This window comes from Pseudomonas sp. KBN12P06040, assembly GCF_037574965.1.
In the GTDB taxonomy this organism is placed as follows: domain Bacteria; phylum Pseudomonadota; class Gammaproteobacteria; order Pseudomonadales; family Pseudomonadaceae; genus Pseudomonas; species Pseudomonas aeruginosa.
On sequence record NZ_JBBELS010000001.1, the window covers coordinates 4735226 to 4757842 of the forward strand.

Sequence of the window (22617 nt, forward strand, 5' to 3'; positions counted from 1 at the left end):
CACGCCTCACGATCCCTCCCCTGTCGGGCAGGGAAAATCGTCCTTTATGGTCCGCTCCGGGCACGCACCGGAACGGCGGTCATTTCCCTCGGCGTCCGCCACGGCGAACCCCGGAAACCGACCCGGGCGCCAAGGCGCCCGGGAACGGAGTATCACTCGGCGTCGGCCAGCGACAGCAGCGACGCGTTGCCGCCCACCGCGGTGGTGTTCACCGACGTGGTGCGCTCGCTGACGAAACGCAGCAGGTAGTTCGGCCCGCCGGCCTTGGGACCGGTGCCGGACAGCCCGTGGCCGCCGAACGGTTGCACGCCCACCACCGCGCCGATCTGGTTGCGGTTGATGTAGAGGTTGCCGACCCGCGCCAGCTCTTCGATGCGACGGGCGGTTTCCTCGTTGCGGCTATGGACCCCCATGGTCAGGCCGAAACCGGTGGCGTTGATCGCCTGCACGACCTTTTCCAGGTCCTGCGCGGCATAACGCACCACGTGCAGCACCGGGCCGAAGTTCTCTTTCTTCAGCTCGTCGATGCCGCTGATCTCGAACGCGACGGGAGCGACGAAGTGACCGTTCAGGTTGCCCGGCACCTTGGTCTCGGCGATCAGCTTGCCGGCGGCCTTCAGCGCGGCGATGTGCTGCTCCAGGCCGGCCTTGGCCTCGGCGTCGATCACCGGGCCGACGTCGCTGACGCGCACGTCGGTCGGGCCGACCTTCAGCTCGGCCATGGCGCCCTTGAGCAACTCGATCACCCGCTCGGCGATGTCCTGCTGCACGTACATCACGCGCAGCGCGGAGCAGCGCTGGCCGGCGCTGGTGAACGCGGATTGTACCGCATCCTTGATCACCTGTTCCGGCAAAGCGGTGGAATCAACGATCATCGCGTTCTGCCCGCCGGTCTCGGCGATCAGGGTGGCGATGGCGCCGGGCTTCTCGGCCAGTTGGCGGTTGATGATGCGGGCGGTGTCGGTGGAGCCGGTGAAGGCCACCCCGGCGACCCGCGCGTCACGGCAGAACACGCCGCCGAGGGTGGCGCCGTCGCCCGGCAGTAAGGCGATAACGTCCTTCGGCAGGCCGGCTTCGAACATCAGTTCGACGGTGCGCGCGGCGATCAGGCTGGTCTGCTCGGCCGGCTTGGCCAGCACGGTGTTGCCGGCTACCAACGCGGCACTGATCTGGCCGAGGAAGATCGCCAGCGGGAAGTTCCACGGGCTGACGCAGGCGAAGATGCCGCGGCCTTCGTAGAACAGTTCGTTGCGCTCGCCGGTCGGGCCGCGCAATTCCTCGCGGACCAGGCGCTGGCGGGCCTGCTGGGCGTAGTAACGGCAGAAGTCGACCGCCTCGCGGATCTCGTCGATACCGTCCTGCAACGACTTGCCGGCTTCCAGGGTGCACAGCGCCATCAGCTCGCCGCGCTGGGCTTCCAGCAGGTCGGCGAGACGCTCGAGGATGCCGGCACGCTCGTCCACCGGGGTGGCGCTCCAGCGCGGCCAGGCCGCCTGCAACACGTCGAGGGCCTTGCCGGCCTGCTCGGCGGACGCGTACTGGACGCTGCCGACCAGCCTCTCCAGGTCGTACGGGCAACGCACTTCGTGGGCCGGGCCGGAAAGTTTCTCGCCGTTGACGATCGGCGCGGCTTGCCACTGGCGGGTCAGGTGCGGCTTGTAGGCGAGCTCCAGCTCGTTCCACTGGTTCTGGATGTTCATGTTGATGCCCTGGGAGTTTTTCCGCCCGGCGCCGAAGATCGCCTGGGGCAGAGGGATACGGTCGTTGGCCAGCGTCTTGAACTGGCGCAGTTGGGTAACCGGGTGCTGGATCAGCGTCTCCACCGGCACGCGCGGGTCCACCAGCTTGTGCACGAAGGAAGAGTTGGCGCCGTTCTCCAGCAGGCGGCGGACCAGGTACGGCAGCAGGTCCTTGTGCGCGCCGACCGGGGCGTAGATGCGCACGTTGCGGCGGTACTTCTCGATCACCGTGTCGTACAGCGCGTCGCCCATGCCGTGCAGGCGCTGGAACTCGAAGTCGCGCTCCTCGCCGCCGGCGGCCCTGGCTTCGTCGGCCAGGGCGAGGATGGCGGTCACGGTGTGGGCGTTGTGGCTGGCGAACTGCGGGTAGATCACCTCGCGGGTGTGCTCGCTGAGCAGGTAGCGGGCGCAGGCCAGGTAGGAAGTGTCGGTGCCTTCCTTGCGGGTGTAGACGGGGTAGCCATCGGCGCCCTGCACCTGGCACTGCTTGATCTCGCTGTCCCAGTAGGCACCCTTCACCAGGCGCAGCGGGATGCGTGCGCCAAGCTCGCGGCCGAGCAGGGTCAGCCATACCAGCACCGGCAGGCAGCGCTTGGAGTAGGCCTGGATGACCAGGCCGAACTCGCCCCAGCCGGCGATGGCCGGGTCGCGCATCAGCTTCTCGTAGAGTTCGAGGGACAGCTCCAGGCGATCGGCTTCCTCGGCGTCGATGGTGATGCCGACGTTCAGCTTGCGCGCGCGCACCGCCAGTTCCAGGACGTTGGCGAACAGCTCGCTGAGCACCCGCTCGCGCTGCGCCACTTCGTAGCGCGGATGCAGCGCCGAGAGCTTGATCGAGATCGACGGCCGCGGCCCCGGACCGACCTGCGGCTCGGCGCCGACGGTGTCGATGGCCTGGCGGTAGTCGGCCATGTATTTCTCGGCGTCGGCGGCGGTCAGCGCGGCCTCGCCGAGCATGTCGAAGGAATAGGTGTAGCCCTGCTCGCGGCATGGACGACCGTTCTTCAGCGCTTCGGAGATGGTCCGGCCAAGCACGAACTGCTTGCCCATCAGCTTCATCGCCTGGTTCATCGCGGCGCGGATCACCGGTTCGCCGGAGCGCTGCACCAGCCGGCTGATGACGCTCGGGGCGCGGCCGTCGGTGCGTTCGTCGATGTTCACCACCTTGCCGGTCATCACCAGGCCCCAGGCGGCGAAATTGACCAGAACGTTGTCGCTCTGGCCGAGATGGCGCTGCCAGTCGGCGGCGGACAGCTTGTCGCGGATCAGCGCGTCGGCGGTCGCCGCGTCAGGCACACGCAACAGCGCCTCGGCCAGACACATCAGCATCAGGCCTTCCTGGGTGTCCAGGCTGTATTGGCGCAGGAGTGCGTCGAGGGTATCGACGGCGTTGTCCCGGCTGCGCACGGTTTCGATCAGTGCGCGGGCGTTGCGGCGGATAGCCTCGATGCCGTCGGGACCGGGGTCGGCGAGCTGCAGCAGTTCGCCCAGGTAGGCTTCCTCGTCGACCGCGTAGTTGGCGCTGATGACAGGGAAGAATTCGGCTGCGGACCGGGTCTGGTCCTCGCCCTGCAAGACGTGACTGGCTTTGAACATCACGCCCTCCTCTTGTGGAGCCATTGTTATTGAAAGAAGTCCGGCCAGGCGTCCATTGCCCGGGGCACCGCCGCCGACGGGTTGTGCCGGCGGCGCGGCACGTCCTGTGGCGCGGGAATACGGATCAGTATGGGTCAGGCCCATTCCGCCGGCGCGAGGCACCAGCGGATAGCGGAATGTAGTGGCTGCGAGAGGGGCGATTCTTGCGAAAGACTCTGGAGTTTTTGCGGAAAACTCCTGGCCGCGGAACTTTCCCGTTCCTCTTCGCCGGCAGGCATGCGGACATTGCCGCTGCTCGTCGGCACGACGCCATGCAGAGTGGCTACGCGGGTCTATCGACACAAAAAGAAATAATATAACATCCCAATAAATACGCCGATCCGACCCCGTCGCCCCTCCTCCGGGAAGGGCCTGTGTTCGCTTTGGCCTGAAAAAAGTCCGACCCATGACCATGGAGCCCGCAATGTCCTCTTCCGGCCTTTTCCCTTCCCGTCCGCTCTGGCCTCTCACGCCACTGGCGCTGGCCTGCCTGATCGTTTCGGGGGAAACGCTCGGCGCCGACGGCCGCACCAGCGAATTGCCCTCCCAGGTGATCACCGCCAACCCGCTGGGCAACGAATCTCCCGCCACGCCCAGCAGCGTGCTCGAAGGCGACGAGCTGACCCTGCGTCAGAAAGGCAGCCTCGGCGAAACCCTCAACGGCCTGCCCGGGGTGTCCTCCACCTACTTCGGACCGGGCGCCAGCCGACCGGTGATCCGCGGCATGGACGGCGACCGCATCCGCCTGCTGCGCAACGGCGTCGGCGCGCTCGACGCCTCGTCGCTGTCCTACGACCACGCGGTGCCGGAAGACCCCAACAGCGTCGAGCGCCTGGAAGTGGTACGCGGCCCGGCCGCCCTGCTCTACGGCGGCAATGCCATCGGCGGGGTGGTGAACAGCTTCGACAACCGCATCCCCAGCGAACCCGTCGACGGCATCCACGGCAGCGGCGAACTGCGCTACGGCGGCGCCGACACCACCCGTAGCCGCTCCGGCGCACTGGAGGCCGGCGACGGCAACTTCGCTCTGCACGTGGACGCCGCCAGCCGCGAGTTCAACGACGTCAGGATTCCCGGCTACGCCCATTCCAGCCGCCAGCGGCAGATCGACGGCGACACCGGCAAGCATCGGGTGCAGAACAGCGACGGCCGCCAGGACGGCGGCGCCGTCGGTGGCTCCTATCACTGGGAGCACGGTTACGCCGGCCTCTCCTACAGCGGCTATGACAGCAACTATGGCTCGCCGGCCGAGGACGACGTGCGCCTGAAGATGCAGCAGGACCGCTACGCCTTCGCCTCCGAGATCCGCGACCTCGAAGGCCCGTTCACCTCGCTGAAGCTGGACGCCGCCTATACCAAGTACGAGCACAAGGAAATCGAGGACGGCGAGACCGGCACCACCTTCAAGAACGAAGGCTACGAAGGCCGCATCGAGGCCCGCCACCGCCCGCTCGGCCCGCTGAACGGGGTGGTCGGCGCGCAGTTCGCCAACAGCCGCTTCTCCGCCCTCGGCGAGGAAGCCTTCGTGCCGCACACGGAAACCGACAGCGCCGCGCTGTTCGCCCTGGAGGAATGGAAGCTCAGCGACCGCCTCGACCTCAGCTTCGGCGCCCGCCTGGAGCACACCCGCGTGGACCCCGACGCCAAGGGCAACGAGCGCTTCGCCGAGAACGACGGTTCACAGAGCTTCACCACCGGCAGCCTGTCCACCGGCGCGGTGTACAAGCTGACGCCGATCTGGTCGCTGGCCGCCACCCTCAGCTACACCGAGCGCGCACCGACCTTCTACGAGCTGTACGCCAACGGTCCGCACGCCGCCACCGGCACCTACGAGGTAGGCGATGCCGACGCGGACAAGGAAAAGGCGGTCTCCACCGACCTCGCCCTGCGCTTCGACAACGGCGTGCACAAGGGCAGCGTCGGGGTGTTCTACAGCCGCTTCTCCAACTACATCGGCCTGCTCGCCAGCGGTCGCCATCGCAACGAGGAAGGCGAAGTGGTCGCCGCCAGCGACGACGAGGCGCTGCCGGAATACCTCTACAGCGGCGTTCGCGCGGACTTCTACGGCGTCGAGGCGCAGGACCGCATCCACCTGCTGGAAAGCCCGTACGGCAACTTCGACCTGGAACTCTCCGGGGACTACACCCGCGCCAAGAACAAGGACACCGGCGAACCGCTGCCACGCATCGCCCCGCTGCGCCTGAACACCGCGCTGATCTGGGAGTTGCAGCAGTGGCAGGCGCGGGTCGACGTCGAACACGCCGCCTCGCAGCACCGCGTGCCGGAGGAAGAACTCTCCACCGACGGCTACACCACCCTCGGCGCCAGCCTCGGCTACAACTTCGACCTCGGCGAGAGCCGCTGGCTGGCCTTCGTCAAGGGCACCAACCTGACCAACCAGACCGTGCGCTACGCCAGTTCGATCCTGCGCGACCGGGTGCCGGCGGCGGGACGCGGCATCGAGGCGGGGGTGAAGGTGGCGTTCTGAGACAGGCCGTGCGGGACGAATTCGCTCGGCGGATGACGTCCGCGCCGTTATCCGTATATGGACTCCTGCCGGTAGGGCGAATAACCGCCTGCGGTTATCCGCCGAAGGTGGCGGACGGCGCTCAGCCCTTGCGCAGCGACTTCGGCGTCAGCCCTAGGTAGCGGCGCATCGCCGTGGTCAGCGCGCTCTGGCTGGAGAAGCCGCATTCCTCGGCGATCCGCACCAGGGGCAGGCGGCTTTCCCTCAGCAACCGCGCGGCGCAGTCGAGGCGGACCTTGAGCAGGTACTGGTGTGGGGTCAGGCCGACGCTGTCCTTGAACTGCGCATGGAAATGGCTCGGGCTGAGACAGGCGACCTGGGCCAGTTCGGCGACCGTGATGCGTCGCGCCAGGTTCCGCACGATATGCGCGTCCAGGCGCTCCAGGTCGAGCGGCCCGCTGGCCGCCAGGGGCTGCTGCTCGCCGAACAGGCGCAGGTGCAGGGCGCGGATCAGCACTCCGCCGAGGGCACGGGTCAGCAACGGGTCGCTGCCGTAGCGGGCCAGTTCGGCGCCGGCGTAGCTGAGCAGGTTCTGGAAGTCGGCGTCCAGGGTCGGGTAGCGCGGCGCCTCGAACAGGCGCGCGAGCAGGTCGGGGTCTTCCGGGGTCGGGTTGTCCTCGCCCAGGTCGATGATCAGCATGCGGTTGTCGCCCACCCCGGCGAACACGTGGCCCGCCTCGCCCGGCACCAGGCAGGCGCGCATCCGGCAGACTTCCCCGCCACAGCCATTGACCTCGAATTCGGCGCGCCCGGCCAGCGACATCACCAGTTGGTGATGTTCGTGGGCGTGGGTGTGCGACTGGTCGGGCAGACGGATGAGGCGGGTGTCGAACATGAACGGCAACTGCTCAATTTTTGCGCACTCTACTCGACTTGCCCGACGCTGCCCAGCACCTTGCCGCAAGTGGTACCCGCGTACCGCGTGCTGCGTGGAAACCTTCGGCAACATCCTTGAACGGACAGGGATTGAAACCCGCCCCCGGGGCCCCATCTAGACTCTCATGTTTCAGTCAGTCAGGTGCCTCATGAGCGACCAGGACGTTAATCCCGAACACATCAGCGACGCGCAGCCCGCCGGCACCGGCCTGGTGCTGCCCGGCCAGACCCTGCCGACCACCCTCTACGTGATCCCGATCCACAACCGCCCCTTCTTCCCGGCGCAGGTGCTGCCGGTGATCGTCAACGAAGAACCCTGGGCGGAAACCCTCGAACTGGTGGCCAAGACCGACCACCATTCGCTGGCCCTGTTCTTCATGGACAATCCTCCGGAAGATCCGCGCCACTTCGACGTCAACAGCCTGCCCGAGCACGGCACGCTGGTCCGGGTGCACCATGCCTCGCGCGAGGGCGGCAAGCTGCAGTTCGTCGCCCAGGGCCTCTCGCGGGTGCGTATCCGGGGCTGGATCAAGCGCCATCGTCCGCCGTTCATGGTGGAGGTGGACTATCCGAAGACCCCGATCGATCCCAGTGACGAAGTGAAGGCCTACGGCATGGCCCTGATCAACGCGATCAAGGAGCTGCTGCCGCTCAACCCGCTGTACAGCGAGGAACTGAAGAACTACCTGAACCGCTTCAGTCCCAACGACCCCTCGCCACTCACCGACTTCGCCGCGGCCCTGACCACCGCGCCCGGCGGCGAACTGCAGGAAGTGCTGGACACCGTGCCGATCCTCAAGCGGATGGAGAAGGTCTTGCCGCTGCTGCGCAAGGAGGTGGAAGTCGCGCGCCTGCAGAAGGAGCTGTCCGCCGAGGTCAACCGCAAGATCGGCGAACACCAGCGCGAATTCTTCCTCAAGGAACAGTTGAAGATCATCCAGCAGGAGCTGGGCATCACCAAGGACGACAAGAGCGCCGACGCCGACGAATTCCGCGCCCGCCTGGAAGGCAAGGTGCTGCCCGAGCAGGCGCGCAAGCGTATCGACGAAGAGCTGAACAAGCTGTCGATCCTCGAGAGCGGCTCGCCCGAGTACGCCGTCACCCGCAACTACCTGGACTGGGCCACAGCCCTGCCCTGGGGCGTGTACGGCAAGGACAAGCTCGACCTCAAGCATGCGCGCAAGGTCCTCGACAAGCATCACGCGGGCCTCGACGACATCAAGGATCGCATCCTCGAATTCCTCGCCGTGGGTAGTTTCAAGGGCGAGATCGCCGGTTCCATCGTGCTCCTGGTCGGCCCGCCGGGGGTGGGCAAGACCAGCATCGGCAAATCCATCGCCGAGAGCCTCGGCCGGCCGTTCTACCGTTTCAGCGTCGGCGGCATGCGCGACGAGGCGGAGATCAAGGGCCACCGCCGCACCTACATCGGCGCCCTGCCCGGCAAGCTGGTGCAGGCGTTGAAGGAAGTCGAGGTGATGAACCCGGTGATCATGCTCGACGAAATCGACAAGCTCGGCGCCAGCTACCAGGGCGACCCGGCCTCGGCGCTGCTGGAAACCCTCGACCCGGAGCAGAACGTCGAATTCCTCGACCACTACCTGGACCTGCGCCTGGACCTGTCCAAGGTGCTGTTCGTCTGCACCGCCAACACCCTCGACTCGATCCCCGGACCGCTCCTCGACCGGATGGAAGTGATCCGCCTGTCCGGCTACATCTCCGAGGAAAAACTGGCCATCGCCAAGCGTCACCTGTGGCCCAAGCAGTTGGAAAAGGCCGGCGTGCCCAAGGGCCGCCTGAGCATCAGCGATGCCGCGCTGCGTGCGGTGATCGAGGGCTATGCGCGGGAAGCCGGGGTGCGCCAGTTGGAGAAACAGCTCGGCAAGCTGGTGCGCAAGTCGGTGGTCAAGCTGCTGGAGGATCCCGAGTCGAAGGTGAAGATCGGTCCCAGGGACCTCGAGGACTACCTCGGCATGCCGGTGTTCCGCAGCGAGCAGGTGCTTTCCGGGATCGGCGTGATCACCGGGCTGGCCTGGACCAGCATGGGCGGCGCCACCCTGCCGATCGAGGCGACCCGCATCCACACGCTGAACCGTGGCTTCAAGCTCACCGGCCAGCTCGGCGAGGTGATGAAGGAATCCGCCGAGATCGCCTATAGCTACATCGGCTCGCACCTGAAGAAGTATGGCGGCGACCCGACCTTCTTCGACCAGGCCTTCGTCCACCTGCACGTGCCGGAAGGCGCCACGCCCAAGGACGGCCCCAGCGCCGGCGTCACCATGGCCAGCGCCCTGCTCTCCCTGGCGCGCAACCAGGTGCCGAAGAAAGGCGTGGCGATGACCGGCGAACTGACCCTGACCGGCCAGGTCCTGCCCATCGGCGGGGTCCGCGAGAAGGTGATCGCCGCGCGCCGGCAGAAGATCTTCGAGCTGATCCTGCCGGAAGCCAACCGCGGCCACTTCGAAGAGTTGCCCGACTATCTCAAGGAAGGGCTCACCGTGCATTTCGCCAAGCGCTACGGCGACGTGGCCAAGGTGCTGTTCCCGGCCTGAGCCGGCGGCGGATGGCCGACCGGTTCGGCCATCCGCCGCGCCAACCTTGGCGCTCGGGCGCCGGCAGGGTTTATGCTGGCGCCCTTTCCATTCGAGCCGAGGAGCGCTGCATGTCCTTTTCCCCCTCCCGTCTGCTGCTGCCATTGTCCATCGTGGTCCTGGCCGGCTGCGCCGGGCAACAGAAGCCGGTGGTCACCCTGGACGACGCCGACGACTGTTCGCCGCTGAAGCTGACGCAAGGCCAGGAACTGGTGCTGACCCTGCCGAGCAATCCCACCACCGGCTTCCGCTGGGAACTGCACAACCCCGCCGCCAGTGTGCTCAAGCGCCTTGGCCCGGAGGTCTACAGCAATTCCGAAGAAGACAGCGGCCTGGTTGGCAGCGGCGGCGAATCGACCTGGCGCTTCCGCGTCGCCGCCAGCGGCGACGACCGCCTGGAACTGGTCTACCGGCGGCCCTGGGAAAAGGACGCGGAACCGGCGGAAAGCTTTTCCTGCGCGATCCAGGTGCGCTGAAACCGCTGCCCCCGGCGGACACATTCTGTACGAAGACCGACGTCCTGCGCCGTGGCGACCTGGCCTATCCTGACAGGCCCCGTCGCCCCGAGGACTCCATGCTCCGCGCCTCCTTCGTCCTGCTCGCCCTGTCCTGCGCCGCTCCGCTGCCCACGCTGGCCGAACCGTTGCGCTTCGCAGGCGACGACGGCTGCCCCTACCTGTGCCCTGGCACGCCGCAGCGGCCCGGCTACCTGGTCGAAGCGCTCAGCCAGGTCCTTCGGGAGCCACCGCACTTCGACAGCCTGCCCTGGCCGCGCGCCGTGCAGATGGTCCGCGACGGCCATCGCGACGGCCTGGTCGGCGCCTATGGACTCGACGGCCTGCGGGTCGGCAGCGAGCCCATCGGCTGGGTCGAGCTGGCCTTCTACACCCGCCACGACAGCGACTGGCGCTACTCCGGCGATGCATCCCTGCTCGGCCAGCGCCTGGGCCTCGCCCAGGGCTACGTGAACAATCCGCGCTTCGAAGCCTGGCGCAGCCAGGCCGGCGACGACGACCTGCACCTGCAGGTCCTCGGCGGCGAGCGCGTGCTGCCGCGCAACCTGCAGAAACTGCTGCTCGGCCGCATCGACGTGCTATTGGAAGACCGCGACATCATCGAGCACTACCTGGAGCATCATCCGCAGCTCGCCGGACAGGTCCGCCGCGCTGGCGAACTGCCCGGGCGGCAGCCGCTGCACGTCGGCCTCAGTCCGCACCTGCCGGAGGTCGACGCGCGTCTCGCGGAACTCGACGAAGGGCTGCGCCAACTGCGTCGCGAAGGCACCCTGAAGGTCCTCGGCGAGCGCTATAGGCTTTCTTTCGAATGACTTTCCGGGCCGCCGGAAATCCGCCGCCAGACCAGCAACCACGCTGCTTTCAGCCGATTGAATAAATTCCGGCAGGCCTTTTTGGCGTCGTCTATTACTCAATCTACGACGGCACCGAAAGGAGGCGCGTCATGGGCACCGCTCTTCGTTACTCACTGCTCTGGGCATCCACTGTCTTCGTTTCCTCCTGCGGCAGCCTGCTGCCCAGCGAACGAGCGGAAGTCCAATCCCCCTTCGTCGACTACCTCGATGCCGAACTGCGCTATTCCCAGGCGCAACCCGGCAGCACGACCCGTTCGCAGCTGTTCGGGTTGGGTTTCGATCCATTGACCCAGGGCAACGGCCGCATGCTGTCGTTCATCGACGTGCGGCTCATGTTCATCCAGCCGAACATCCCCATCGATTACCTGCCGGGCGGCCTGGTGCAATGCCTGGAAGCGAAGGACCGCTGCATCGGCTACGCCTTCGATTTCAGCAAGACCGACACCCAGCGGGTCGGCAGCTTCTGGGCGGACGTGTTCAACTTCCGCAAGAAACGGGAGTTGCAGGGCTGGTCGTTCAAGGCAGTGTTCGTCTTCGTCAACGACGTGCTGGTGCACAAGGTCAGCAACGGCGAACCGAACATCCATCGCCTGGAAGACAAGAAGAACCCGCTGGGTCCGCTGCAGGGGGCGGGAGAGTACTTCTCCGACAAGCTCAGGTGATTCGCCTGCGCGCATGGGTGAATCGTCGCCGCGCAGTTGGGCGACGCTCGTCCCTCGGCTACAATTCGGCCCCCTGAAAAGCCGTGATGCCCGAGGTCACCCGCGTGAGCGAGTCCGATCGCCTGTTCGCCCAACCCCAGCAACGTGTCGCCGACTTCGTGTTCAACGAAGACGTGGTGCGCGTGTTCCCCGACATGATCAAGCGCTCCGTGCCGGGCTACCCCACCATCGTCGAGAACATCGGCGTACTCGGCGCGCAGTTCGCCCAGCCGAACAGCGTGCTCTACGACCTCGGCTGCTCGCTCGGCGCGGTCACCCAGTCGCTGCGCCGCCACGTCCGCAACGACGGCTGCCGGGTGATCGGGGTGGACAACTCGCACGCGATGATCGAGCGCTGCAGTGAATACCTGCATGCCCAGGACGCCATGTACCAGGAGCTGCTGCCGGTCGAGCTGATCGAGGCCGACATTCTCGCCCTGGACCTGCAACCCACCTCGCTGGTGGCGATGAACTTCACCCTGCAGTTCGTCGCCCCCGACCAGCGCCTCGGCCTGCTGCGCAGGATCCGCCAGGCACTGCTGCCCGGCGGCGCGCTGATCCTCTCGGAGAAACTGCGCTTCGCCGATGCGCAGGAGCACGCGCTGCTCACCGACCTGCACATCGCCTTTAAGCGTGCCAACGGCTACAGCGAGCTGGAGATCGCGCAGAAGCGCAGCGCGCTGGAAAACGTCATGCTCCCCGACACCTTCGAGGAACACCGTGAACGGCTGCTGGCCGCCGGCTTCAGCCGGGTCAGCCAATGGTTCCAGTGTCTCAACTTCGCCTCGATGATCGCCCTGCCATGATCCAGCACCTCGCCCTCGACGCCCTCCAGCGACACCTCGCCGGCTCGCCGCTGTACGGCTGGGCGACCAGCCTGCCCGCGCAGATCGCCGCGCGCATCGAGGAAGGCCACGGCGACCTGGCCCGTTGGTGGAGCGCGGTCCAGCGCCTGCCCCAGGTGCCCGCGCCGAAGGTCGAACTGGCCCAGCGCTTCGCCCTGCACAGCGACCACGATGCGGCGCTGCAAGCGCAGGTGAAGGAAGCGCTGCAAGGGCTGATTCCCTGGCGCAAGGGGCCCTTCGACTTCTTCGGCGTGCAGGTCGACACCGAATGGCGTTCCGACTGGAAATGGGAGCGTGTCTCGCCGCATGTCGAACTGCGTGGCAAACGCGTCCTCGACGTCGGCTGCGGCAACGGCTACTACCAGTGGCGCATGCTCGGCGCCGGCGCGGAAAGCGTGGTCGGGGTCGATCCGAACTGGCTGTTCCTCTGCCAGTTCCTCGCCGCCAAGCGCTACCTGCCGGAGCTGCCGGCCTGGCACCTGCCGCTGGCCCTGGAAGACCTGCCGGAGAAGCTCGAAGGCTTCGACACGGTATTCTCCATGGGCGTGCTCTATCACCGTCGCTCGCCCATCGACCACCTGCTGGCGCTCAAGGACTGCCTGAAGCGCGGCGGCGAACTGGTCCTGGAGACCCTGGTGGTGGAAGGCGACGCCAGCACCGTGCTGGTGCCCGAGGACCGCTACGCGCAGATGCGCAACGTCTGGTTCCTGCCCTCGGTGGCGGCCCTGGAGCTCTGGCTGCGCCGCGCCGGGTTCGCCGACGCGCGCTGCGTCGACGTCAGCCTGACCAGCGTCGAGGAACAACGCTCCACCGAATGGATGCGTTTCCAGTCGCTGCCGGAATTCCTCGATCCGCAGGACCGTTCGCGAACCGTCGAAGGCCTGCCGGCACCGATGCGCGCGACGCTGGTGGCGCGCAAGCCCTGACAGCGGATAGGGAAAAGCCCATCCTCGGATGGGCTTTTTTTCATGGCTTCATCCGCCCCGCAGGTCGACGGCAAGCGGGGCGCGATTGCCTCAGCGCTTGGTCGCCGCGGCCAGCATCAGCGCTTTCATCTCAGCCACCGCCTGCCTGAAGCCGACGAACAGGGCGTGGGCGACGATGGCGTGGCCGATGTTCAGCTCGTTGATGCCGTCGATGGCCGCGACCGGCTCGACATTGTGGTAGTGCAGGCCATGCCCGGCGTTGACGATCAGGCCGAGGGAACGCCCGAGGGCCACGCCCTCGCGTACCCGCTGCAGCTCGCGGGCCTGCTCCTCGGGGTCTTCGGCGTCGGCGTAGCGACCGGTATGCAGTTCGATAGCCGGCGCGCCGACCCGGGCGGAGGCCTCGATCTGCCGCGGATCGGGATCGATGAACAGCGACACTTCGCTGCCCACCGCAGCCAGGCGTCGTACCGCGTCGCGGATGCGCTGTTCCTGGCCGGCGACGTCGAGGCCGCCCTCGGTGGTCAGTTCCTCGCGGCGCTCGGGGACCAGGCAGCTATGCGCCGGCCGGATCTCCTCGGCGAAGGCGAGCATTTCCTCGGTGACCCCCATCTCGAAGTTCATCCGCGTCTGCAGCACTTCCTTGAGCACCCGCACGTCGCGTTCCTGGATATGCCGGCGGTCCTCGCGCAGGTGCACGGTGATACCGTCGGCGCCGGCTTCCTCGGCGTCCAGGGCGGCCTTCACCGGGTCCGGATAGCGGGTGCCCCGGGCCTGGCGCAGGGTGGCGACGTGATCGATGTTCACGCCGAGCAGAATTCGAGTGGCTTCAGTCACGGGGTGACTCCTTACGGTTCATGAACAGCTCGCGGCTGACCAGCGGCCGGCCGCCCAGATGGGGAGCGAGCGCCTGGCGCATCAGGCGCTTGGCCGCCGCCAGGGCGCCGGGGGCGCTCCAGTCGGCGTCGGCCATGGATAACAGTTCGGAGCCCTGGAACAGCCCGGGTTGCAGTTGCGCCACCGGCTCCAGGCCGGCCTCTGGCAAAAGCTGGTACAACGCCTGCGGCTCGATCGGGCGCCCATCGATGTCGACATCGAGAGCGAAACCATAGCCCAGTTGCTCCAGCAGGCGCCATTCGAACGCGCGCAGCAGCGGTTCGATGGGTCGCCCCGCCGCCAGCAGCGGCAGGGTCGCGGCGTAGTGGGCGAAGATTTCTGGCTGCGGGTCTTCCACCGGCAACAGGCGGATCAACAGCTCGTTGAGATAGAGACCGCTGAACAGCGCCTGGCCATTGAGCAGGTTGGGAATGCCGGCGCTTTCCAGGCGGGCCACAGTCTTCAGTTCGCCGCGTCCGCGCCACTCCGCTTCCAGCGGCACGAATGGCCGCGCCAGGGCGCCGGCCTTGCCGCGGGCGCCGCGCAGAACCGCGCGCAGGCGACCCAGCGGGGTGAAGAAGTCCACCAGGGCGCTGGTTTCCTTGTACGGCCGGCTATGCAGCACGTAGGTGGCTTGGGCGGCGGCGAAGGACATGGCGGGTCGACCGGGCGCGAGAGGGATGGCGCCCGGCTGGCGCCGGGCTGCCGGGAACGGTCAGAGGTCGCCGTAGCCCAGCGAGCGCAGGGCGCGCTCGTCGTCGGACCAGCCGCCCTTGACCTTGACCCAGAGGTTGAGCATGACCTTGGAGTCGAACAGCACTTCCATGTCCTTGCGCGCGTTCTGGCCGATGCTTTTGATCCGCTCGCCCTTGTCGCCGATGATGATCTTCTTCTGCCCCTCGCGCTCCACCAGGATCAGCGCATGGATATGCAGGATGCGACCTTCCTGCTTGAACTCCTCGATCTCCACGGTGATCTGGTAGGGCAGCTCGGCGCCGAGCTGGCGCATGATCTTCTCGCGGACCAGCTCGGCGGCCAGGAAGCGGCTGCTGCGGTCGGTGATCTGGTCTTCGGGGAAGAAGTGCTCGCTTTCCGGCAGACGCTCGGCGACCAGCTTCTCCAGCACGTCCAGGTTGGTCCCGTGCTGCGCCGAGATCGGTACTACCTCAGCCTTCGGCAACTGCTGGGTGAGCCATTCGAGGTGCGGCAGCAGGTCGGCCTTTTCCTCGATGCGGTCGGTCTTGTTCACCGCGATCAGCACCGGGCAACTGACGTACTGCACGCGCTCCAGGACCATCTGGTCCTCTTCGGTCCAGCGGGTGCGGTCGACCACGAAGATCACCACGTCGACATCCTTCAATGCCGCGCTGGCGGTACGGTTCATGTAGCGGTTGAGGGCCTTCTCGCCGCTCTTGTGCAGGCCGGGCGTATCGACGTAGACGGCCTGCACCTCGCCCTCGGTCTTGATCCCGAGCATGTTGTGGCGGGTGGTCTGCGGCTTGCGCGAGGTGATCGCCAGCTTCTGCCCGAGGATGTGGTTTAGCAGGGTGGACTTGCCCACGTTGGGGCGGCCCACGATCGCCACGTAGCCGCAACGGCTGCCGGCGGGGATGTCGTCGTGCATGTCAGTCATGGCCATTCTCCACGCCCAGGGCCACCAGCGCGGCGGCCGCGGCCACCTGCTCGGCGATGCGGCGGCTGCCGCCGTGCCCGTGGGTCTTGTCGCTCAGCAGGGCCACTTCGCAATCGACGAAGAAGGTCCGGCAATGGGGTTCGCCCTGGATATCCACCACCTCGTAGCGCGGCAGGTCGCAGCCACGCGACTGCAGGAACTCCTGCAGGCGGGTCTTGGGGTCCTTGTTGGTGTCCACCGGGGTCAGCTCGCGCAGTTGCGGTCCGAGCCAGGCGATGATCCGCTCGCGCGCGGAGTCCATGCCGGTATCCAGGTAGATGGCGCCGATCAGGGCTTCCATCGCATCGGCGAGGATCGACTCGCGGCGGAACCCGCCGCTCTTCAGCTCGCCCGAGCCCAGCCGCAGGTAGTCGCCCACCTCGAAGCCGCGCGCCAGCAGGGCCAGGGTCTCGCCCTTGACCAGTCGCGCGCGCAGGCGCGAAAGCTGGCCTTCGCGAGCCTGCGGGAAGTGGTGGAACAGCGCCTCGCCGATGACGAAGTTGAGAATGGCGTCACCGAGGAACTCCAGGCGCTCGTTGTTGCGCCCGGCGTAGCTGCGATGGGTCAGGGCCAGGACCATCAGGTCCCGGTCTTTGAAGGTATAGCCGAGCTTGCGCTCGAGTCGGTCCAGCGAATTACTCACGGCATGCGTACACGGAATTCTTTGTCGAAGTGGACCACCAGGTCGATGTTGCTGATCAGTGGCTCGCGTTTTTCATATTTCAGGTGCGCCCGGAATTGGTTGTCTTCCAGTTGCACCTCCAGGGCCTTCTCCAGGTCCAGGTTGCGGATGCCGTTGATCTGCATCCCCTTGCCGACGTAGCTGTAGAACTCCGGCACGGAACGCACCTCGGCCGCCTTGTCGGTCTCCACGGAAGTGATCACCTTCTCCAGCGAGTAGTAATCCATGTAGTGCGGGATGATCTTGAATGCGGCGCTGGCGAAGAACGCCACCACGCCCAGCACCACCAGCCACCCCAGCAGGGACATCCCCTTCTGCGAACGCGCGAACCTCATGTCGGACCTCATGTCAGTGTAGTTATTCCGTCCAGCGAGCGGTAACGCCATCGGGCAGGGCCCTGCGGCGGCGTTCGCGGAAGTGAAAGCGGGGCTGCCCTCGGGAGCAGCCCCGCTTCGCGATTATTCAGCAGGAGCGCCCTTCCGCGTGGCGAACCTGCGCACAGGTCAGTGAATCACGCCGACCCGGGAGAAGTTCGGCAGGTTGCTCATCTTCGGATCGGGCCAGCTCATCCACACGGCGAAGGCCTTGCCGACGATATTGCGGTCCGGAACCATGCCCAGCAGATCCTTGGGGATCTTCGGATCGTTCCAGTAGCGGCTGTCGTTGGAGTTGTCGCGGTTGTCGCCCATCATGAAGTAGTGGCCGGCGGGAATGGTCCACTGGCGGTCGGGCTCGATGCGATAGCGGCTCATTTCCTTGCGGATCAGGTGCTCGGCCTGGCCCAGCTTCTCCTGGTACAGGGTCACGCTGCCCAGGGTGCCCGGTTCCTCGCCGACCAGTTTCTCCGCCACCAGCTCGCCGTTGACGTACAGGCGCTTTTCCCTGGTGTAGCGCACGGTGTCGCCGGGCAGGCCGACCACGCGCTTGATGTAGTTGATGTTCGGTTCGCTGGGATAGCGGAACACCATGACATCGCCGCGCTGCGGATCGCCGATCGGGATCACCTTGGTGTCCAGCACCGGCAGGCGGATGCCGTAGGCGAACTTGTTGACCAGGATGAAATCGCCGACCTCGAGGGTAGGTTTCATCGACCCCGAGGGAATCTGGAACGGCTCGACCAGGAAGGAACGCAGCACCAGCACGATGAACAGCACCGGGAAGAACGACTTGCCGTACTCCACCAGCAGCGGTTCCTTGTTGAGCTTCTCCAGCACCGCCGGATCAGGCTCGTTCACCTGCCCTTCGTAGGAAGAGATCGCGGCCCGCCGACGCGGCGCGAACAGCACCAGGTCGACCAGGGCCAGGGCGCCGCATACAGCCACGGCGATGACCAGCAACAACGGGAAATTGAGTGTCATGGGTTCTAGCTATCCACTTTGAGCACGGCGAGGAAGGCTTCCTGGGGAATTTCCACGCTACCGACCTGCTTCATCCTTTTCTTACCAGCCTTCTGCTTCTCCAGCAGCTTGCGTTTACGGCTCACGTCGCCACCGTAACACTTGGCCAGCACGTTCTTCCTGAGCGCCTTGACCGTCGAGCGGGCGATGATCTGCCCACCGATGGCTGCCTGGATCGCCACGTCGAACATCTGCCGCGGGATCAGTTCCTTCATTTTCTCCACCAGTTGGCGACCCTTGTAGGGGGCGTTGTCGCGGTGGACGATCAGGGCGAGGGCGTCGACCTTCTCGCCATTGATCAGCACGTCGAGACGAACCAGGTTGGACGGCTCGAAACGATCGAAGCTGTAGTCCAGGGAAGCATAGCCGCGGCTGGTGGACTTGAGGCGATCGAAGAAGTCGAGCACCACCTCGTTCATCGGCAGGTCGTAGACCACCTGCACCTGGCCGCTGAGGAAGTGCATGTCGCGCTGCACGCCGCGCTTCTCGATGCACAGGGTGATCACGTTGCCCAGGTGGTCCTTGGGCACCAGGATGGTGGCGCGGCAGATCGGTTCGCGCATTTCCTGGATGGACGCCAGGTCCGGGAGCTTGGACGGGTTGTCGACGTAGATGATCTCGCCGTTCTTCTGCACGATCTCGAAGACCACCGTGGGCGCGGTGGTGATCAGGTCCAGGTCGTATTCGCGCTCCAGGCGCTCCTGGATGATCTCCATGTGCAGCATGCCGAGGAAGCCGCAACGGAAGCCGAAGCCCAGGGCTTCGGAGCTTTCCGGCTCGTATTGCAGCGACGAGTCGTTGAGGGTCAGCTTCTGCAGGGCGTCGCGGAAGTCCTCGAAATCGTCCGAGCTGACCGGGAACAGGCCCGCGTAGACCTGCGGCTTGACCCGCTTGAAGCCCGGCAGGACCTCGACGTCCGGCGTGTTGTTAAGGGTCAGCGTATCGCCCACCGGCGCGCCGTGGATATCCTTGATACCGGCGATGATGAAGCCCACCTCGCCCGCCTTCAGGTCGACGGTCTCGGTGTGCTTCGGAGTGAATACCCCGACGCTGTCCACCTGGTGGACCTTGCCGGTGGACTTCACCAGGATCTTGTCGCCCTTCTTCACCCGGCCGTTCTTCACCCGCACCAGCGAGACCACGCCGAGGTAGTTGTCGAACCAGGAGTCGATGATCAGCGCCTGCAGCGGCGCCTCGATCTCGCCTTCCGGGGCGGGGATGGCGGTCACCAGGCGCTCCAGCACCTCCAGCACACCCATCCCGCTCTTGGCGCTGCAGGCCACGGCGTCGGTGGCGTCGATGCCGATGATGCTCTCGATTTCCTCTTTCACCCGCTCCGGCTCGGCCTGGGGCAGGTCCATCTTGTTCAGCACGGGCATCACTTCCAGCCCCTGCTCGATGGCGGTGTAGCAGTTGGCGACGGACTGCGCCTCGACGCCCTGGCCGGCGTCCACTACCAGCAGCGCGCCCTCGCAGGCGGCCAGCGAGCGGCTGACTTCGTAGGTGAAGTCGACGTGGCCGGGGGTATCGATGAAGTTGAGCTGGTAGGTCTTACCGTCCTGCGCCTTGTAGTGCAGGGTCACGCTGTGGGCCTTGATGGTGATCCCGCGCTCGCGCTCCAGGTCCATGGAGTCCAGGACCTGGGCCTCCATTTCGCGATCGGAGAGACCGCCGCACATCTGGATGAAGCGATCGGCCAGCGTCGACTTGCCATGGTCGATATGGGCAATGATGGAGAAATTGCGGATATGGCTCAGGTCGCTCACGGCTCAACACACTCGAAAAGGGCAAGGGCGGCAATCCGCCGAAAAATAGCCGGGGAGTTTACCTGATGCTCGGGCAAGGCGTCACGCAGGTAACGGATTGACGGGCATGAAAAAGGGCGGTGGAAACCGCCCTTTTTTCGCCAGCCGGCTTATTCGGCCAGCTTGAAGGTGATGAAGCTCGCGCGCCCCTGGCGCAGTACCCGCATCGAAACCGAACGGTTCTTCGGCAGGGCCTTGGCCACGTCGGCGAAGATCTTGGTCGAGGTCACCGCCTTGTTGTCCAGGTGGGTGATGACATCGCCCGGACGCAGGCCGATGACCGCGGCCGGACCGTCCTGGACTTCCTTGATCACCACGCCGCCCTGGATATCCAGGCTCTTGCGCTGCTCGGCGGTCAGGTCGGCGACGGTCACGCCCAGGCGGTTGCTGCTGCGCTCGGCGCCCGGAGCGCCCATCGAGGCGATTTCCTCGTCGTCGTCCGGAAGGCTGCCTACCGCCATGCTCAAGGACTTGCGCTGGCCGTTGCGAATCACGTCCAGGTTGATCTTGTCGCCCGGCTTCATGTTGCCCACCAGGTGCGGCAGGTCGGCGGACTCGTTGATCGACTGGCCGTTCAGGCTGAGGATCACATCGCCCACCTGCAGGCCGCCCTTGGCCGCCGGGCCGTCTTCCACCAGTTGCGCCACCAGCGCGCCGGACGGCTTGTCGAGGCCGAAGGACTCGGCGAGATCCTTGTTCACTTCCTGGATCACCACACCCAGCCAGCCGCGGCTGACCTTGCCGGCTTTCTTCAACTGGTCGGCGACGTTCAGCGCGACATCGATCGGGATGGCGAAGGACAGGCCCATGAAGCCGCCGGAACGGGTGAAGATCTGCGAGTTGATGCCGACCACTTCGCCCTCCAGGTTCAGCAGCGGACCGCCGGAGTTGCCCGGGTTGATCGCCACGTCGGTCTGGATGAAGGGTACGTAGCTCTCGTTCGGCAGGCTACGCCCCTTGGCACTGACGATACCGGCGGTGACCGAGTGATCGAAGCCGAACGGCGAACCGATGGCCAGGACCCATTCGCCCACTTTCAGCTTGTTCGAATCGCCCAGTTTCAGGGTCGGCAGGTTCTTCGCCTCGATCTTCAGCACCGCCACGTCGCTGCGCGGGTCCGCGCCGACCAGCTTGGCCTTGTGCTCGCTACGGTCGGACAGGCGCACCAGGATCTCGTCGGCATCGGCCACGACGTGATTGTTGGTGAGGATGTAGCCGTCGTTGGAGATGATGAAGCCGGAGCCCAGCGATTGCGCCTCGCGCTGCTGGCCGCGCGGATTGCGCGGAACCTGCGGGATGCTGCGCTCGAGGAAGTCGCGGAACATCGGCGGCAGCCCTTCGAGGTCGGGGATCGACAGCTGCCCGCGCGCCATGGCGCGATCCGGCAGCTTCTGCCGCGTACTGATATTCACCACCGCCGGCGACGCCTGTTCGACCAAAGGCGTGAAGTCCGGCAGTTCTGCCCGGGCCGTCATCGCCAGGCTCAAGGCCAGCAAGGCCACCATCGCAGCCATACAGCGTTTTAGGGTATGCATCGACTACAGCTCCCGTGATGTTCGAGGGAAGAGAAAGACTCAGGCCGAATCGGACGGCCCGGAAATCAGCGCTCGCAGAACCACCGGCTGCGAGGCTGGATCATCGGCATGACGACGAGCATGCCGACGCACCAATAGCCAGGCCGCCAGCAAACCCACCAGCCCGGACACGATGATCAGAGGTTCGACAAGGCCCGCCCGGGTCGCCAGCAATGCTGCCACGAAAAACCCGAGCAGAGGGAAAAGATAGAAGAGGACGGAGGCACGCAACAACAGGTCTTCATGAATTCCTAGGACGACCGCATCGCCGACCCGCAGGCTCAGGTCGCTCAACGCGCGCACCCGGGCACGCCCCGCGCCGACGCCCAGGCGCTGCATCAGCCCCTGGCCGCAACCGGTATTGGCCGAGCAGGACGAGCAGGTACTGCGGCGCACGGTCTCGACCCATACCGCTCCCGGCTCGGTCGCCACCACTCGCCCCTGCTCCTCGATCATTTCTGGGCGGCGGCCTCGGGCCGGATGGACAGCGCCACCCGCTCGGCGGTGCCCAGCGGCACTTCGCCGACGACGGTCACCATCTGGCCGCCGTCATCGGTCTGCAGGCGCTTGGAAACCACCACGGTCGGGCCGAGCTGGCTGCGCGCGTCGCCAACCATGGCACCGTGCAGCGGCTCGATGAACACCGAGAATCGTGCCAGGCCATCGCCATAGGTCAGGCAGGCGACCGGATCGGGGGTGACCGGACTGCGACGCATGAAACTGCGGGTCAGGGTGAAACCTGGCGGCAGCCACTCCGAGCGCCAGGCCACGGCCTTCTCGCCATCGGCCTTGGCCGGGCCGACGACCTGGCATTCGGCGCCCGCCTGCAACTGGTCTTCGGCAGGTGCCGCGCCGGTATTCAACTGGGTGAACTGGAAGCGCTCGAGCAACTGCCCCTTCTCGTTCAGCAGCAGCGATTTCAACGGCAGGCCGGTCTCGCGGTCCAGGTGCAGCTCGAAGCCGTAGCGATGCTGGTCGCGCGGGGTCACCGCGAGGACCACTGCCGGGCGGCCGGCGACACGGGATTCGCCGACCAGGCGCAGGTCGTACCAGGAAGCCAGTTGGGAAGGATCGAACTTGCGCACCGGCCACAGCTGGGCATCGGCCAGTTGGTCGGCAAGGCCGCCGCTGATGCACTGGGTGCGCCCATCGACCCGGACCACTTCCTGGCGCGCGCCGTCGAGCTGGAGCAGGCGCTCGCGAACCGCGCCATCGCTCTCCACGCGATGCCAGATCTCATGGGTGGAGAAGCTGCCATTGCGCTCGTAGACGAAGGTGCCTTGGAAACTGTTCTGGCGATCGGCCTCGGCGAGGCGATTCAGCCAGTCGGAAGCGTCGGCAGCCTGAGTGGCGGGAACCGCCATCAGGCTGCCAAGCAAAAGCAACAGGGAGGTGGTGCGCATGT

General features: G+C 66.2%; 19 protein-coding genes. 7 read left to right on the forward strand and 12 right to left on the reverse strand.

Annotation, left to right across the window (positions count from 1 at the left end; genetic code table 11):
* Positions 1-152: 152 nt before the first annotated feature.
* Positions 153-3335, reverse strand: coding sequence for a bifunctional proline dehydrogenase/L-glutamate gamma-semialdehyde dehydrogenase PutA (putA, locus tag VQ067_RS22280; protein ID WP_023092186.1), 3183 nt, complete (start codon positions 3333-3335; stop codon positions 153-155).
* Positions 3336-3798: 463 nt separating this feature from the next.
* On the opposite strand from putA, the gene VQ067_RS22285 reads away from it, so the two are divergent.
* Positions 3799-5862: a TonB-dependent receptor gene (locus tag VQ067_RS22285; RefSeq protein ID WP_015503446.1), complete on the forward strand. Its 2064-nt coding sequence runs from the start codon at positions 3799-3801 to the stop codon at positions 5860-5862.
* 121 nt (positions 5863-5983) lie between these two features.
* Here the strand turns inward: VQ067_RS22285 and VQ067_RS22290 are convergent, their stop codons facing one another.
* Positions 5984-6736, reverse strand: coding sequence for an AraC family transcriptional regulator (locus tag VQ067_RS22290; RefSeq protein WP_003085585.1), 753 nt, complete (start codon positions 6734-6736; stop codon positions 5984-5986).
* A gap of 190 nt (positions 6737-6926) precedes the next feature.
* Between VQ067_RS22290 and lon the strand changes: the two genes are divergently transcribed.
* The 6 genes from lon (at position 6927) to cmoB (ending at position 13206) form a co-directional block, all read left to right on the forward strand.
* Positions 6927-9326: an endopeptidase La gene (lon, locus tag VQ067_RS22295; protein ID WP_023092187.1), complete on the forward strand. Its 2400-nt coding sequence runs from the start codon at positions 6927-6929 to the stop codon at positions 9324-9326.
* Positions 9327-9436: 110 nt separating this feature from the next.
* Positions 9437-9841, forward strand: coding sequence for a protease inhibitor I42 family protein (locus VQ067_RS22300; protein ID WP_023092188.1), 405 nt, complete (start codon positions 9437-9439; stop codon positions 9839-9841).
* Positions 9842-9939: 98 nt separating this feature from the next.
* Positions 9940-10692: a substrate-binding periplasmic protein gene (locus VQ067_RS22305; RefSeq protein ID WP_003110243.1), complete on the forward strand. Its 753-nt coding sequence runs from the start codon at positions 9940-9942 to the stop codon at positions 10690-10692.
* A 131-nt stretch (positions 10693-10823) separates the two neighbouring features.
* On the forward strand, positions 10824-11396 hold the full coding sequence (locus VQ067_RS22310) for a hypothetical protein (protein WP_003085577.1): 573 nt from the start codon (positions 10824-10826) through the stop codon (positions 11394-11396).
* Positions 11397-11500: 104 nt separating this feature from the next.
* Complete coding sequence (gene cmoA, locus VQ067_RS22315) at positions 11501-12241, forward strand: carboxy-S-adenosyl-L-methionine synthase CmoA (RefSeq protein ID WP_003123029.1); 741 nt, start codon at positions 11501-11503, stop codon at positions 12239-12241.
* Entirely contained in the window at positions 12238-13206 is a 969-nt protein-coding gene (gene cmoB / locus VQ067_RS22320) for a tRNA 5-methoxyuridine(34)/uridine 5-oxyacetic acid(34) synthase CmoB (RefSeq protein WP_003085573.1), read from the forward strand. Before cmoA ends, cmoB begins: the two co-directional genes overlap by 4 nt.
* 90 nt (positions 13207-13296) lie before the next feature.
* On the opposite strand, the gene pdxJ is transcribed toward cmoB, so the two are convergent.
* The 10 genes from pdxJ to mucB form a co-directional block, all read right to left on the reverse strand.
* Complete coding sequence (gene pdxJ, locus VQ067_RS22325; protein ID WP_003101974.1) at positions 13297-14043, reverse strand: pyridoxine 5'-phosphate synthase; 747 nt, start codon at positions 14041-14043, stop codon at positions 13297-13299.
* Complete coding sequence (gene recO, locus VQ067_RS22330) at positions 14036-14737, reverse strand: DNA repair protein RecO (protein WP_023096058.1); 702 nt, start codon at positions 14735-14737, stop codon at positions 14036-14038. The genes pdxJ and recO overlap by 8 nt, the downstream gene beginning before the upstream one ends.
* 60 nt (positions 14738-14797) lie before the next feature.
* Complete coding sequence (gene era / locus VQ067_RS22335) at positions 14798-15715, reverse strand: GTPase Era (protein ID WP_003085566.1); 918 nt, start codon at positions 15713-15715, stop codon at positions 14798-14800.
* The gene (rnc, locus tag VQ067_RS22340; protein ID WP_003085565.1) at positions 15708-16397 is read right to left on the reverse strand and encodes a ribonuclease III; all 690 of its coding nucleotides are present in this window, start codon (positions 16395-16397) and stop codon (positions 15708-15710) included. Before rnc ends, era begins: the two co-directional genes overlap by 8 nt.
* Positions 16394-16771: a DUF4845 domain-containing protein gene (locus tag VQ067_RS22345; RefSeq protein WP_003085562.1), complete on the reverse strand. Its 378-nt coding sequence runs from the start codon at positions 16769-16771 to the stop codon at positions 16394-16396. Before VQ067_RS22345 ends, rnc begins: the two co-directional genes overlap by 4 nt.
* 168 nt (positions 16772-16939) lie before the next feature.
* Positions 16940-17794, reverse strand: coding sequence for a signal peptidase I (lepB, locus tag VQ067_RS22350; RefSeq protein WP_003085558.1), 855 nt, complete (start codon positions 17792-17794; stop codon positions 16940-16942).
* Positions 17795-17799: 5 nt separating this feature from the next.
* Complete coding sequence (lepA, locus tag VQ067_RS22355) at positions 17800-19599, reverse strand: translation elongation factor 4 (RefSeq protein WP_003085555.1); 1800 nt, start codon at positions 19597-19599, stop codon at positions 17800-17802.
* Between the two features lie 149 nt (positions 19600-19748).
* The gene (gene mucD / locus VQ067_RS22360; RefSeq protein ID WP_004364147.1) at positions 19749-21173 is read right to left on the reverse strand and encodes a serine protease MucD; all 1425 of its coding nucleotides are present in this window, start codon (positions 21171-21173) and stop codon (positions 19749-19751) included.
* A 39-nt stretch (positions 21174-21212) separates the two neighbouring features.
* Positions 21213-21668 (reverse strand): alginate biosynthesis regulator MucC, encoded by a 456-nt coding sequence (gene mucC / locus VQ067_RS22365; RefSeq protein ID WP_033990006.1) that lies wholly within the window; start codon positions 21666-21668, stop codon positions 21213-21215.
* Complete coding sequence (gene mucB, locus VQ067_RS22370) at positions 21665-22615, reverse strand: sigma factor AlgU regulator MucB (RefSeq protein ID WP_015503450.1); 951 nt, start codon at positions 22613-22615, stop codon at positions 21665-21667. The genes mucC and mucB overlap by 4 nt, the downstream gene beginning before the upstream one ends.
* Between the last annotated feature and the right edge of the window lie 2 nt (positions 22616-22617).